Here is a 13,504-nt window from a genome sequence, read left to right as displayed (position 1 = left end):
ATCTCCGGCTCCGCCCGGGATCACAGCAGCCCGGCCTCCGCCAGGTGGTGCCGCACGGCGTCCACGGCCGCGCCGGGCAGGGGGCGCTGCGGGGCGGCCGTCGCCGGGCAGTCGATGACCCCCAGGAGGTGCAGGGCCGCCTTGAAGCCGCCCAGTGCGGACGCGCTCCAGCTCATGCCGGTGAGGTCGCCCGTCCCGATGAGCGCGAACAGGGCCGCGAGCCGGTCCTGTTCGGCGGCCGCCTCGGCCCAGCGGCCCGCACGGGCGTGCTCGTACAGCCGTACGTACCCGGCCGGGTCCACGTTGCCCAGCCCCGGGACGACGCCGTGCGCCCCCGCCAGCAGGGCCCCGTCGACCGCCAGTTCGGACCCGGTCAGCACGGCGAACGAGTCATCGAGGCCGCGCCGCCGCAGTTCGACGAGGAGCCGGCGCAGCCCGCCGGCATCGCCGCTGCTGTCCTTGAGCCCGGCCAGCGTCCCGTCCTCGGCGAGGGGCAGGAGGATCCCGGCGTCCAGCCTGGTGGGGACGGACGGGGGGATGTCGTACGCGACGAGGGGAAGCCCGGCGCCGGCCCGGATGCGGCGGAAGTGGTCACGGACCTCTGCCGGGTGGGTGGCGGTGTAGAAGGGAGCGGTGGCGACGAGCGCGTCCGCGCCGAGCGCGGCGGCGGCCCGGGCGTGGTCCAGGACGCGGGCGGTGGTCATGTCGACCACCCCGGCGAGCACCGGCACCCGCCCGGCGACGGCGTCGACGGCGGCCCGCAGCGCGGTGCAGCGCCGGGCGTCGTCCAGGTAGGCCGTCTCCCCGCTGGATCCGAGCACGAAGACCGCGTGGACACCGGCTGCGAGCACGTGCTCCACGAGCGAGCCGAGCGAGCGGGTGTCGACCTCGCCGGACGGGGTGAGCGGCGTGCAGAGCGGCGGAACGACTCCGGACAGGGGAACGGGCAGACCCATGGCGACCGCCTTTCCGGCGCGGTACGGGCCGCGCCGAGCCTTCGGGAGGGGGCGGGGTCAGTATGTCGGCGCCGTGCACCGCCGTGGGGCCGCTCCGCCGCCGGGCGGTACGTGACCGCCCGTCAGCCCGTCACCCCGCCACCAGCCCCTTCAGCGCCCGCCGGCACAGGCTGTCCGCCGCTCTCGTCGTTTCCGGGAGGCGGAAGGCGGGGGCCAGGGCGAGGGTGTGGGCGGTGGCGTTGTCGAGGCCGGTGCGGTGGCCGACGGAGACGAAGACCGGTTTGACGCCGGACTGGGTGCGCAGGGCGCGGCCCACTTCCTCGTCGCCGTCGAGGAGGGGCGAGGTGTCGCCGCGGTGCGGCCCGGGGGCGTCGTAGCGGAAGGTGAAGGGGTTCTTGGCGACGCCGATCGTCGGTAGGCCGGTCACGACGCCCAGGTGGCTGGCGAGGCCGAAGCGGCGCGGGTGGGCGAGGCCGTAGCCGTCGCAGACGACCAGGCCGGGGGTGACGCGGAGCCGTTCCAGGGCGGCGAGCACGGTGGGGATCTCGCGGAAGGCGAGCAGCCCGGGCACGTACGGGAAGGCGACCCGGCCGACGGCCGTCGCCTCCTCCACCACGTTCATGGTGGCGGTGTCCAGGGCGACGGCGGCGGCCACGACGACGTCCCGCTCGTCGTCGTAGGCCACGTCGACGCCGACGGCCACGAGCGGCTCGCCGGGCGGGGGCCCAGGTTCGTCCAGGACGGCGCGGCCCCGCAAGTCGTCCTGGAGGGCGGTCGCTTCCGCCTCGGTCGTGGGCCACCCGGGCGGTACGTCGGTTACCTCTGCCATGCTCATAGTGCGGGTCACGCTACCCGCCGCGTAGCCTGGCGATCATGTTCGTACTGGAGCTGACCTACATCGCGCCGATCGAGCGCATCGACGCCGCCCTCGCCGAGCACGTCGCCTGGCTGGACGCGCACTACGCGTCCGGCGTCTTCATCGCCTCCGGCCGGAAGGTGCCCCGGGACGGCGGTGTCATCCTCGCCGTCGGGGAGGACCGGGCGAAGATCGAGGAGATCACGCGGAGCGACCCGTTCAGCGTGGCGGGGGTGTGCGAGTACTCCATCACCGAGTTCATCCCGACGAAGACGGCCCCCGCCCTGGAGTCCTACCGGCAGGAACTGCCGTCCTGACCGCAGTTCCCGCCGCCCCGGGCGCGCCTACCGGCCGCTGAGCCGGGCGAGACGCCCCTTCTCCCCCGCCGCCCAGCAGCCGCCGTCCGGCGCGCAGTCCACCGTGTCGTACGAGCCGGTGTCGAAGGCGCGCCAGGTGCGGCCGCCGTCCGTGGTGAGGTCGCTGCCGGCCGGGCCGACCGCGAGCGCCGTGGTGCGGCTGTGCGGCAGCCAGGCGACGCCGGAACGGTAGGAGCCGGGCGGGCGGGAGGCGGTCGTCCAGGTCGTGCCGCCGTCGCCGCTGACGGCCGCGGCCCGCTCCGAGGACTGCCCGGTGCGGTAGTCACCGCCGACGGCCAGACCGTGCGTCCGGTCGCGGAAGGCGAGGCCGAAGACGCCGCGCGCGGAGTCGCCTGCGGGGACGGGCGTGCCCGCGACGGTCCAGGTGCGGCCGCGGTCGGCGGAGTGCAGGACGCGGGAGGACGCGGCGCCGCCGGTGGCGATCCAGGCGTCGTGCCGGCCGGAGCTCACCACGCACTGGCCGCTCGCCGCGAACGCGGCCTCGCCGGGGAGGGCGGCCGGCATGCCGCGGGCGGGCAGGACGCGCCAGCTGCGGCCGCCGTCGCCGGTGGCGAGGATGCGGAACCTGCCGTCCACGGGGTCGCCGAGGGCGATGCCGTGGCGCGGGTCGAAGAAGGTCAGGCAGTCGTAGAACGCCTTCGGGTCGGTGTTGCGGAAGGTCTCCGTCCAGGTGCTGCCGCCGTCGTCCGTGCGGAAGACCCTGGACGCCTCGCCCTCGCCGATGGCCAGCACGACGGCGCGGCGGCCGTCGAACGCCTCCACGTCGCGGAATTCGAGCGCGTCGGCGCCGGGCGGCGAGACGTTCCGCCAGCTGCGCCCGCCGTCGCGGGTGAGCAGGACCGTCCCCTTCGTGCCGGCGGCCCACGCCGTGGAGCGGCTGACGGCCGCGAGCCCCCGGAAGCGGGCGTCGGTGCCGGCGTCCCTGCTCTCCCACGCCGGGCCGGCGCCCCTGCCCTCCCATGCCGGGCCTGCGCCCCCGCTCCCGGCACGGGCCGGTGCGGTGGTCACCGCCAGCGCGAGCACGGCGCCGGTGAGCGCCCCCGTCAGTCCGCACAGTCTGCGTAACGTCTTCCCCGTCCGTCTCATGACCGGGGAAGCTAGCCGACGCAGGGCGGGCCGTCCACGGGACCTCCGCTGCCGCGCCCGCCCGCCGCCGAGCCGCTGCCGCACAAGCCGTCCAACGTTCATCCTTTTGGCCGGGGCGGGTGTGGCTTTACGGGCGATCCCCGGGCTCCGCACCCCCGCCTAGCGTGAGCGCATGACGCCGACATCCCTGCTGTTCTCCCCCGCCGGGACCGCCGCCCCGTCCCGGGCCAGGCGCCGCCGGGGCTGGCTGCTGGCCGGCCTGTGCGGCCTGTGGCTGCTGGAGGGCCGCCTGCTGACCCGGGACGCCGTCCACCCCGGGCAGGCCGGCGGCCACCACGCCCACCTCGTGGTGTGGGCCGCCGGGCTGCTGGTCGCCCTGTGCGTGCTGCCCTGGGGGCCGCTCGCCGCGCGCGCCGCGGCGGCGATCGCGGTGTCCTGGTCGGCGACCGGGTACCTGATGGCCACGGGCGAGCACCTGCCCGTCTGGGGGCTGACCGAGAGCGCGGCCCTGCTGGTGCTGCTCGCCCTCGTCGCGTGGCGGGCGCCGGTACGGGCCGCCGTGGCGACGGGCGTCGCGCTGGCCGCCGGGGTGCTGGTGGCGCCCGTGCGCGACACGGACGCGCCCGGTGCGGCCGTCGTCGCCTACGCCCTGGTCGTGGCCGGCGTCACCTCGGCGGGCCTGTGCCTGCGCTACCGGGACGGCGAGCGCGCCCGGGCCGTGGCCGCCGCGCGCGACGCCGAGCGCCTGGAGCTGGCGGGCGAGCTGCACGACTTCGTCTCCCACCACGTCGCCGCGATGACGCTGCTGGCCAAGGCCACCGGCACCGTCGCCAAGGACGAGCAGGTCGCCGCCTCGCTGCGGGACATCCAGGCGGCCGGGGACGAGGCGCTGACCTCGTCCCGGCGGCTGCTGCGCGTACTGCAGCAGGACCAGGCCCACCGCGCGCCGCTGCCCGGGCTGGACGGGGTGAGCGCGCTGGTCGACGACTTCCGCCGGACGGGGCCGGGCGCCGTGCGGGTCGAGCTGCACGTCGACCCCCGCTTCGGCGCCGGGACGGCCCCGGAGCTGGCCGCCTCCGTCCACCGGATCGTCGCCGAGGGGCTGGCCAACGTGGCCAAGCACAGCCCCGGGGCGTCGGCCGTGCGCGTGACGCTGCGCGAGGAGCAGCGGCGCCTGTTCATCTCCGTGCGCGACGACGGCCCCGCGGGCGGGCCGGCGCCCCACGCGCCCGAGGACACCGGGGGCCTGGGGCTGGTCGGGCTCACCGAGCGGGCGGACGCGATCGGCGGGTCCCTGACGGCGGGGCCGGTGCCGGGCGGCGGGTGGGAGGTGCTGGCGGTGCTGCCGGTGCAGCGGTAGGAGCGGCAGGAGCGGCAGGAGCGGTAGTGAACAGAGTGGCGTGCGGGCAGCGATTTCATGGCTGAGACGGCTTATGTCTTTTCCAATCAAAGGATCGTGATGCAGGTCACGCTTGAATCATGTGCACTGCAGCGATCGAACCGCCGTCTCTTCAGACGGCGTCTCTCCAGTCGGCGGATCCCTCCCGGATCCGGTCGGCGTCCGGACGCCGGCAGGAGCAGCACGAAACCGCACGACCCGCACGACCCGCACGGCCACCACCGCACCGGCACCCCGTACCACCGCAAGGACCCGCACCACATCACAGCGATCGCGAGGGAGCACGCGTTGTCCACTGTCATCGACCAGGCTGTCCAGGCACGGCTCATTGCGTCGGCCCCGCAGGACCGCGCCGTCCCCGCGCAGCTGCGCTACGTACCCTCCGATCCCTTCGCCGTCCACATCGCCTTCCCGCCCGTGGCCTCCCTCGACGGGGCGGACGTGGAATGGGTCTTCGCCCGCGAGACGCTCGCCTGCGGCCTGATCGCGCCCACCGGGGGCGGCGACGTCCACGTGTGGCCGTGCGGGCCGGACCGCACGGTGCTGGAGTTCCACGCCGTCGAGGGCGTGGCCATGGTGCAGATCGACACCGCCGAGCTGCGGCGCTTCCTCGCGCGCTCCTACGCGCTGGTGCCGGCGGGCAGCGAGGGCGGCCACCTGGACGTGGACGGGGACCTCGCGGCGCTGCTGCGGGAGGCCTGAGCCCGGCCCGGGCAAGCGGCTAGTGCGCCGGGCGCTCCTGCCCCTGCTCCTGCTCCGCCTCCTGCTCCTGCTCGGCGCGGGCCGCCGCGGCCCGCGCGTAGGAGGCGGAGATCTCCGTCTCGGCGGCGGCGCGGTCCGCCCAGCGGGTGCCGTCGTCGACGGACTTGCCGGGTTCGAGCTCCTTGTACACCTCGAAGAAGTGCTGGATCTCCAGCCGGTCGAACTCGGGGAGGTGGCGCAGGTCCCTCATGTGCTCGTGGCGCGGATCCGACGAGGGGACGCACAGCACCTTGTCGTCCTCGCCCTTCTCGTCGCGCATGCGGAACATCCCGATGGCGCGGCATCTGATGACGATCCCCGGGAACGTCGGCTCGCCCGCGAGGACGAGGGCGTCGAGAGGTTCGCCGTCGGCACCGAGGGTCCGCTCGATGTAGCCGTAGTCGGCGGGGTAGCGGGTCGAGGTGAACAGCAGCCGGTCCAGGCGGATGCGGCCGCGCTCGTGGTCCATCTCGTACTTGTTGCGGCTGCCTTGCGGGATCTCCACGACGACGTCGAAGTCCACGGGGCTCCTCCGGAGGGGGTGGGCCGGACGGACGGGCCCATCGTGTCGTGGTTCCCGCGCCAGGGCCATACCTCCTCGCGGAGGGCGCTCACGGACGACGGCGGGCCCGCCACGCTCGCGGCCGACGCCACCATCACGACCCGTCGACCTCCCGGGTAAGCCTGACCGGCTTCCCCGTCCCCCCTTCGGAACGGCACCGCCGGGACGCACCACCGCGGCTGATCACCGCTGCGGCGAAAGAAGTTCCCGGCACCCCGGACCTCCTGCCCGCGCATGCCTCTACGGTCGAGCCCCGGCACGGCACCGCCGGACTGCGCCGTCGCGGCTGATCACCGCTGCGGCGGAAGGGGTTCCCGGGCACCCGGGACCCCTTGCCCGCGCATGCCTCCCACGGGGCGAGCCTCGGCACGGCACCGCCGGAACGCGCCATCGCGGCTGATCACCGCTGCGGCGGGAGGAGTTCCCGGCACCCCGGACCTCCTGCCCGCGCATGCCTCTACGGTCGAGCCCCGGCACGGCACCGCCGGACTGCGCCGTCGCGGCTGATCACCGCTGCGGCGGAAGGGGTTCCCGGGCACCCGGGACCCCTCGCCCACGCGTGCCGCCCACGGGCGAGCCCCGGCACGGCACCGCCGGACTGCGCCTTCGCAGCCGATCGCCGTTGCGGCGGGAGGAGTTCCCGGAACCGCGCCACCGGGCTACGTCGTCGCGGCGGATCGCCTCTGCGGCGGAAGGGATCCCGGGGCGCTCCCCGTAACCCCCGTCGCTGCAGCCGCAGTCGGCCGGGGCGTCGGCCACCGCTCCGTGGGCTAGTCCTGCTTCGTCGCCGCGTGGGTGAGTCTTCGGCGGGCGCGTGGGACGGTCCGGGTGCCTTCGGGGGTGTGGGGGGCGGCGTGGGGCGGGGCGAGGCGGCTGAGGGTGACCACGCCGGCTATGGCGACCGTGCCGGCCAGGGCGGCGAGGAGCCCGCCCGTGACCCCGTACCGAAACGTTTCCCCCAGCACCGCCGTCCCTACGGCAGCCGCCACCACGGGGTTCACGGTGGTCACCGTCGCCAGCGGCGCCGCCAGGCCCGCTCCGCGGTAGGAGGCCTGGGACAGGAGCATGCCGCCCGCGGCGAGGACCGCGGTGACCAGCGCCGTGAAGGCGAAGAATTCCGTCCTGCCCGAGGTCCAGTCCTGCGCGGCGGCCTTGGTGAAGACGGAGGCCATGCCGAAGGCGACGCCCGCGGCCGCGGCCAGCACCACTCCGCGGACGACGGCCCGCCGCGCCCAGTGCGCACCGAGCGCGAGGACCGCCGCCCCGGCGATCGCCACGGCGGCGAGGCCGGGCCGCTGGGCGGTGTCGAGGGTCTCGGCGTGCGGCGGACCGGTCAGGCTGAGGAGCCCGGCGAGCCCGGCGGTGGCCAGCAGGGCACCGCGCCACCCCGCCGCACCGACGGGTCTGCGGGCGGACACCGCCGCCATGGGCAGCGCGAAGACGATCGTGAGCGCCCCCAGGGGCTGCACCAGGCTCAGCGGCCCGTAGGCGAGCGCCACCACGTGCAGCCCCGCGCCGAGCGCGGTCAGGGCGACCGCGCCCCACCAGCCCGGCCGCCGCAGCGGCCCGCAGGGCCCGCCCGGCGTCGTCGCCGCGACGCGCTCCTGCACGACAGCCGCGACCGCGTACGCCACTGCCGACACCAGGCAGAGCAGCACCGGAAGCAGGAGCGAGCTCACATCGCTCTCCGCCGTCGCCCTGACCGGCAGCGCTTCCTGCCCTTCATGCCCTTCATGTCTCCACCATGCCTCGCGCCGCCGCTCGCGTCGTCGTCCCAGGGGACGGATCCGGCCCTCCTACCGGCGGAGTACGGGATGACCCTGAACGTACGTGCGAGTCACCGAGAGCCCCTGTCGTCGCGCTGTGTAGTGCGGTCACTCCGCCCGGTGTTACTCCCGCGGGAGTAACAACCCCCCTGTTGCACCCGGCGGATTAGCTTCCGCTTCGCTCTCCGGGCCGACGTGCCGGGCGCTTCGCGCCGGAATCCTGGGAGGGTCAGTGGATTTCGGCTCGGAGGAGGCGGCGGGACACATGGCTCCGGCGGCGGAAACGCAGCGGAAGGAAGGCCGGCTGCGACCGGCACGCGAAGGAAGGTCGAGGCGCCGCGCCCTTCCGTGGGCGGTGATCGCCCTGTGGATCGTGGTGCTCGCGGTCACGGCGCCCTTCGCCGAGAAGCTCAACGGCGCGGCGCGCGACCGGCCGGTGGACTACCTGCCGGCCAGCGCCGAGTCCACCAGGGTCGAGCACCTGCTGCAGAAGCTGCCGGGCGGCAACACCTCGGACGCGATCCTCGTGTACCACCGCGACGGCGGCCTCTCCGACGGCGACCGCAAGGCGGCGCAGGAGCAGATCAAGCGGATCGCGGCGCGGTACGAGCTGCGGGGCGGGGGCGAGCCGCCCACGGTGGTCTCCAAGGACGGCACCACGTCGATGACGGCGCTGTCGGTGTCCGGGCTGGCGGACGCCGCCGCGCAGGGCAAGGCGGTCGACGGCATCCGGGACATCGTCGAGAAGGACAGGCCCGAGGGGCTGAAGGCCGAGCTCGGCGGGCAGGTGGCCCTCGCCTCCGACCAGAACGAGGTCTTCCAGTCCATCGACGGCACCCTGCTGATCGGCACCGCGGGCGTCGTCGCCGTCCTGCTCATCCTGATCTACCGCAGCCCCTTCCTGTGGCTGGTGCCGCTGGGCGTGGTCGGCGTGGCGGCCTCGGCGGCCATGGCGGGCGTCTACGGGCTGATCAAGGCCTTCGACCTGACGGTGACGACGATGAGCACGTCGGTGATGACGGTGCTCATCTTCGGCGCGGGCACGGACTACGCCCTGCTGCTCGTGGCCCGCTACCGCGAGGAGCTGCGCAGCACCGAGCAGCCGTACGACGCGATGATGTCCGCGATCCGCGGCTGCGGGCCGGCCGTGCTCGCCTCGTCCGGGACGGTCGTCGCGGGCCTGATGTGCCTGATGGCGGCGGACCTCAACAGCAGCAGCGGCCTGGGGCCGGTCGGCGCGGTGGGCGTCTTCTGCGCGCTGGCGGCCATGCTGACGCTGCTGCCCGCGGTGCTGGTCCTGCTGGGCCGCCGCGTCTTCTGGCCGATCGTGCCGGCCTACGGGTCGGAGGCCGTGCACCGGCGTTCGCTGTTCTCGGCCATGGGCAACTCGGCGGGCCGCCGCCCGGGCCTGGTGCTGCTGTGCGGCGTCGCGGCGCTGGTCGCCCTGTCGGTCGGCGCGGTGAAGCTGCCGGGCACGCTGAAGCAGGAGGACGCCTTCCTCAAGAAGCCCGACTCGGTGGCCGCGATGCGGACGGTCGCCGAGGCCTTCCCCGACTCCAGCAGCCTGCCGATCACCGTGGTGACGCGTACCGGGCAGGCGGGCGAGGTGGAGAAGCGCATCAAGGCGACGAAGGGCGTCGCCACGGTGCAGCCGGGCCGCAGCGGCGGGGACCGCACCGAGCTGCAGGTGTTCTCCGTCGCCAAGCCCGAGTCGGACGGCGAGAAGAGGACCATCACCGCGCTGCGCGGTGCGGTGCACGACGTGCCGGGCGCACAGGCGATCGTCGGCGGGCCCACGGCCCAGCAGATGGACCTCGCGACCACCAACGCCGACGACCGGGTCAAGGTGATCCCGCTGGTGCTGGCCGCGGTGCTGATCGTGCTGATCGCCCTGCTGCGCAGTCTCGTGGCGTCCGTGGTGCTCGTCCTCGCCGTGATCGCCTCCTGGGGCGCGGCGATGGGGCTCAGCGGCCTGGTCTTCGGCCCGGTCCTCGGCTACAAGGGCCTCGATCCGAGCCTGCCGCTGCTGACGTTCGTCTTCCTCGTCGCGCTCGGCGTCGACTACGGCATCTTCCTGATGCACCGGGCCCGTGAGGAGCGCCTGAAGGGCGCGGACTCGTCCGAGGCGGCGCTCACCGCGCTGCGCACCACAGGCGGTGTCATCACTTCCGCGGGCATCGTGCTGGCGGCCACCTTCGCCGTGCTGGCGACGCTGCCGCTGGTGGCGCTGGTCGAGATGGGCTTCATCATCGCGGTCGGCGTGCTGCTGGACACCTTCCTGGTCCGTACCTACCTGGTCACCTCTGCAAGCCTGTTGCTGAAGAGGTGGATGTGGTGGCCCGGGAAGCTCTCCCGGGGTTCGATGGAAGCGTGATGCCGTCCCGGGAACCGGTTGCCCCCATGATCGCCCGTCTGCTGCTGCCGCGGCACGCGGCCGTACGGCGCAGCGTCCTGCTGCAGGACTTCGGGATCGCGCTGGCGGTCCTCGCCGTGCAGAGCGTGCTCTTCGTGGTCACCACGCGGCGGTCGCCGGACCTCCCGGGATGGGTGCTCCTCACCGGCGCCGCGCTCGTCCTGACGGCGCGGCGCCAGGCGCCGTGGCTCACGGTGCTGGCCGTCGCCTGCATGAACGGCCCTTTCTACGCGCTGGGTTACCCCCGCACGGCGGCGCTGCCGGCGGGCCTGGTGGCCCTGTGCACGCTCGCCGTGGTCGGACCGCCCAAGCGCAGCTTCCTCACCCTCGGCGGCATCTTCGGCGTGGCCACGGTCGTCCTGCTGGCGTTCGGCAAGGGGCACGAGATCGTGCCGACGCTGGTGAGCGCCGGCTGGATCGCCGACGTCGTCCTGATCGGCGAGGCGGTGCGCCTGCACCGCAATTACGTCGGGGCCATCATGGAGCGCGCGGAGCGCGCCGAGGCGACGCGCGAGCGCGAGGCGGCGCGCAGGGTCGCGGAGGAGCGGGTGCACATCGCGCGCGACCTCCACGACCTGCTGGCCCACAGCATCACCCTGATCGGGGTGCAGACGGCGGTCGCGGCCCACGTCCTGGTCGCCGACCCCGAGCGGCTCGACCGGGCGGCGCTCGCCAAGGCGCTGGACGGGATCGCCGACACCTGCCGGGACGCCCGGGCGGAGCTGCGCGCGACCCTGGAGGTGCTCCGCGGGAACGATTCCGCGGGCTACGGGCCCCTGCCGGGCCTCGACGGGCTGCCCGACCTGGCGCGGGCGGCGGAGGCTGCCGGGGCACGGGTGAGCCTGCAGGTGCACATGGGGCAGGAAGCGCAGGGCGGGACGGCGGGGAGCAACGGGGCGGGCCCCGGCACCGCGGCCGACCCCGCAGTCGATCTCGCAGCCGATCCCGCAGCCGATCCCGCGGCAACGGCCGTCCTGGCCCCGGCAGTCGGGGCCGCTGCGTACCGTATCGTGCAGGAAGCGCTCACCAACGCGGTCCGCCACGGCGGTCCCTCGGTCCGCGTCTGGGTGACGGTGGCGCGCGGCGGGGACGACGGCGCCCTGCGGGTCACCGTGCTCGACGACGGCGGTTCGGGAGCGCCTGCGCGCGACCCCGTGCCGGGGAACGAGCCGAACGGCACCGGCGGTTACGGCATCGTCGGGATGCGCGAGCGGGCCCGCAGCGTCGGCGGGGGGCTGCAGGCCGGGCCCCGCGCCGGTGGCGCCGGGTTCGCGGTCACCGCGGTCCTGCCGTCGGCCCCCGCGGACGGGACCGCCCTCCGGTGAGCGCGCCGTGAGACGCCGGCGAGCGCGTGCGCCCGTACGTGCCGTGCCCGCATCAGTGAACGACCCGCGCCGCGGGGCGCGGTGCGGGTCCCCACCCCGAAGGATGACTCCGATGACATCAGCACCGACTCCGGCAGCACCGCCCTCCCCCGGGGGGAGGGGCGGCCGATGAACGCGCAGCAGCCGATCCGGGTCCTGCTCGCCGACGACCAGCGGCTCGTCCGCTCCGCGTTCGCGATGCTGGTGGACACCGCCCCCGACATGGAGGTCGTGGGCGAGGCGGGCACGGGCCGGCAGGCCGTCGAGCTGGCCCGCAGCTCCCGCGCGGACCTGGTGGTGATGGACATCCGGATGCCGGACCTGGACGGCATCGAGGCGACCCAGCGGATCGCGGCCGACGAGGACATGGCCGGCGTGAAGGTGCTCGTCCTGACGACGTACGACACCGACGAGTACGTCATCGACGCGTTGCGCGCCGGCGCCTCGGGCTTCCTGGTGAAGGACACGCGCCCGGCGGCCCTGCTGGAGGCGATCCGGACCATCGCCGCCGGGGAGGCACTGCTGTCGCCCGGCCCGACCTCGCGCCTGATCGCCCGGGTGCTGCGGGCGCCGAGGGCGGACATCCCGGCCTCCTTCGTGACCAACGGCCTGGCGGTGCTCTCGGTCCGCGAGCGCCAGGTGCTGACCCTGGTGGCCAGGGGCCTGAACAACGCCGAGGTGGGTGATGTGCTCGGGCTCAGCCCGCTCACCGCCAAGACCCATGTCAGCAGGATCATTGGCAAGTTGTGCGCCCGCGACCGGGTCCAGCTGGTCATCGCCGCGTACGAGGCGGGGCTGGTGACGCCGGGCTCCGTGCCGGGGGTCCCGCCCGCCGGGGGCGGTGCGTACTCTTCCTGAAGACCCCCTGAAGAGAACGGACGCCGTCCCTACGCCACGGGGCGGAACGGCGCGGGCGACCCGCGTCATCCGTGTGTTGACGCCGCGTTGAGCCGGGCGGGCACGCGCCTCAATGAACGTTCGAGGCGCCCGCCCGGCTCCGCCATCCGTTGAGGGCGGAAAGGGGCCGGGGGATGGATGACGCCGGTTGTTCCACGTTGCAAGGATTGGGCGCCGAAAGGGGGAAAAGCTGTCCAAGCTCCTGTTCTGATCTCCGGCGGAAACCGCTGTGGGGGGAAATTCGTGCAAATTGAAATACTCGGTCCGGTGCGCGTCAGCGTTGCGGAGAGGAGCAGCGACATTCGGGCCAGCAAGGTCCGTTCCATGCTCGCCACCCTCGCCCTCCGGGCGGGTCGGGCGGTATCGCACATGGAGCTCGTCGACGAGCTGTGGTGCGGTTCCACCCTCGGCAATCCCCGCAACGCCCTGCAGGCCCAGGCCACCAGGGTGCGCAAAGTACTCGAGGCACACACTCCGATGCACCGCACGACCGTCCTGCGCGCCGTCCCGAACGGCTACTTGCTGGACGTGCCCGCGGAGTGCGTCGACGCCAACAGATTTCTCGATCTCGCCTCCCGCGGCGGAGCCGCGCTGACCACCGACCCCGAGCGGGCGGCGAGGCTGCTGGAAACCGGTCTGCGGCTGTGGCGCGGCCCGGCCCTGTTCGACGCCGGGGAGGGGCTGCGGTGCGCGAGCGCCGCGACCCTCTTCGAGGAGCGCCGGCTGACCGCGTGGGAGGACCTGGTGAGCGCCCGCCTGGTGCTCGGCCACAACACCCAGGTGATCGCCGAGCTGCAGCAGCTCGTCGCGCAGCACCCGCTGCACGAGCGGTTCTGCGAGCTGCTGATGCTGGCGCTGTACCGGTCCGGGCGGCAGAGCGAGGCACTGGAGCGCTTCCGCCTGACCCGCAAGCGGCTGGACGAGCAGCTGGGCATCCAGCCGGGTGCCGGGCTGCAGCGCCGCCACGCCGAGATCCTCGCCCAGGATCCGGCGCTGGCACAGCCGGGCGCGCTGTGGAACGGGCGGCGCGAGCCGCTCGCGACGAGCGCGTAGCGCCCTGCGGGCGGGGCTCGACCGCACCCCACGG

At 74.5% G+C, this 13,504-nt stretch carries 12 protein-coding genes; 7 read left to right on the top strand and 5 right to left on the bottom strand.

All coding sequences use genetic code 11. From position 1 onward, the window contains the following. Window positions 1-20 precede the first annotated feature (20 nt). Together AS857_RS08935 and AS857_RS08930 are read right to left on the bottom strand one after the other, a co-directional pair. Window positions 21-956 (bottom strand): dihydrodipicolinate synthase family protein, encoded by a 936-nt coding sequence (locus tag AS857_RS08935; protein ID WP_058042591.1) that lies wholly within the window; start codon window positions 954-956, stop codon window positions 21-23. A 130-nt stretch (window positions 957-1,086) separates the two neighbouring features. After that, window positions 1,087-1,785 carry an endonuclease V gene (locus AS857_RS08930; RefSeq protein ID WP_058044012.1) on the bottom strand — a complete coding sequence of 233 codons (699 nt, stop codon included), beginning with the start codon at window positions 1,783-1,785 and terminating at the stop codon, window positions 1,087-1,089. A 44-nt stretch (window positions 1,786-1,829) separates the two neighbouring features. Here AS857_RS08930 and AS857_RS08925 point away from each other — a divergent pair, with 44 nt between their 5' ends. Continuing rightward, window positions 1,830-2,129 (top strand): YciI family protein, encoded by a 300-nt coding sequence (locus AS857_RS08925; RefSeq protein ID WP_058042590.1) that lies wholly within the window; start codon window positions 1,830-1,832, stop codon window positions 2,127-2,129. A gap of 27 nt (window positions 2,130-2,156) precedes the next feature. Here AS857_RS08925 and AS857_RS08920 read toward each other — a convergent pair whose 3' ends face one another. Further along, on the bottom strand, window positions 2,157-3,275 hold the full coding sequence (locus AS857_RS08920) for a WD40/YVTN/BNR-like repeat-containing protein (RefSeq protein ID WP_058042589.1): 1,119 nt from the start codon (window positions 3,273-3,275) through the stop codon (window positions 2,157-2,159). Window positions 3,276-3,447: 172 nt separating this feature from the next. Here AS857_RS08920 and AS857_RS08915 point away from each other — a divergent pair, with 172 nt between their 5' ends. Both AS857_RS08915 and ssgD read left to right on the top strand, forming a co-directional pair. Further along, window positions 3,448-4,635, top strand: coding sequence for a sensor histidine kinase (locus AS857_RS08915; RefSeq protein ID WP_058042588.1), 1,188 nt, complete (start codon window positions 3,448-3,450; stop codon window positions 4,633-4,635). Window positions 4,636-4,962: 327 nt separating this feature from the next. Continuing rightward, window positions 4,963-5,376: a spore wall synthesis regulator SsgD gene (gene ssgD, locus AS857_RS08910; protein WP_058042587.1), complete on the top strand. Its 414-nt coding sequence runs from the start codon at window positions 4,963-4,965 to the stop codon at window positions 5,374-5,376. A gap of 19 nt (window positions 5,377-5,395) precedes the next feature. On the opposite strand, the gene AS857_RS08905 is transcribed toward ssgD, so the two are convergent. Together AS857_RS08905 and AS857_RS08900 are read right to left on the bottom strand one after the other, a co-directional pair. Next, the gene (locus tag AS857_RS08905) at window positions 5,396-5,938 is read right to left on the bottom strand and encodes an inorganic diphosphatase (protein WP_058042586.1); all 543 of its coding nucleotides are present in this window, start codon (window positions 5,936-5,938) and stop codon (window positions 5,396-5,398) included. Window positions 5,939-6,747: 809 nt separating this feature from the next. Continuing rightward, entirely contained in the window at window positions 6,748-7,656 is a 909-nt protein-coding gene (locus tag AS857_RS08900; RefSeq protein ID WP_058042585.1) for a DMT family transporter, read from the bottom strand. A gap of 352 nt (window positions 7,657-8,008) precedes the next feature. Here AS857_RS08900 and AS857_RS08895 point away from each other — a divergent pair, with 352 nt between their 5' ends. The 4 genes from AS857_RS08895 to AS857_RS08880 all read left to right on the top strand — a co-directional run bounded on the left by AS857_RS08895 (window position 8,009) and on the right by AS857_RS08880 (window position 13,470). Continuing rightward, window positions 8,009-10,117 (top strand): MMPL family transporter, encoded by a 2,109-nt coding sequence (locus AS857_RS08895; RefSeq protein ID WP_079110187.1) that lies wholly within the window; start codon window positions 8,009-8,011, stop codon window positions 10,115-10,117. A 26-nt stretch (window positions 10,118-10,143) separates the two neighbouring features. Continuing rightward, window positions 10,144-11,481 (top strand): sensor histidine kinase, encoded by a 1,338-nt coding sequence (locus tag AS857_RS08890; RefSeq protein ID WP_058042583.1) that lies wholly within the window; start codon window positions 10,144-10,146, stop codon window positions 11,479-11,481. A 168-nt stretch (window positions 11,482-11,649) separates the two neighbouring features. After that, a complete protein-coding gene (locus tag AS857_RS08885) occupies window positions 11,650-12,378 on the top strand; it encodes a response regulator (protein ID WP_058044011.1) in 729 nt (242 codons plus the stop codon). Window positions 12,379-12,684: 306 nt separating this feature from the next. Beyond that, window positions 12,685-13,470, top strand: a complete 786-nt coding sequence (locus AS857_RS08880) for an AfsR/SARP family transcriptional regulator (RefSeq protein WP_245699708.1) — start codon at window positions 12,685-12,687, stop codon at window positions 13,468-13,470. Window positions 13,471-13,504: the final 34 nt, after the last annotated feature.

The organism is Streptomyces roseifaciens (assembly GCF_001445655.1).
Classification (GTDB): domain Bacteria; phylum Actinomycetota; class Actinomycetes; order Streptomycetales; family Streptomycetaceae; genus Streptomyces; species Streptomyces aureoversilis.
Note: the sequence above shows the minus strand (reverse complement) of the source record. Positions and strands in the feature narration are given on the sequence as shown.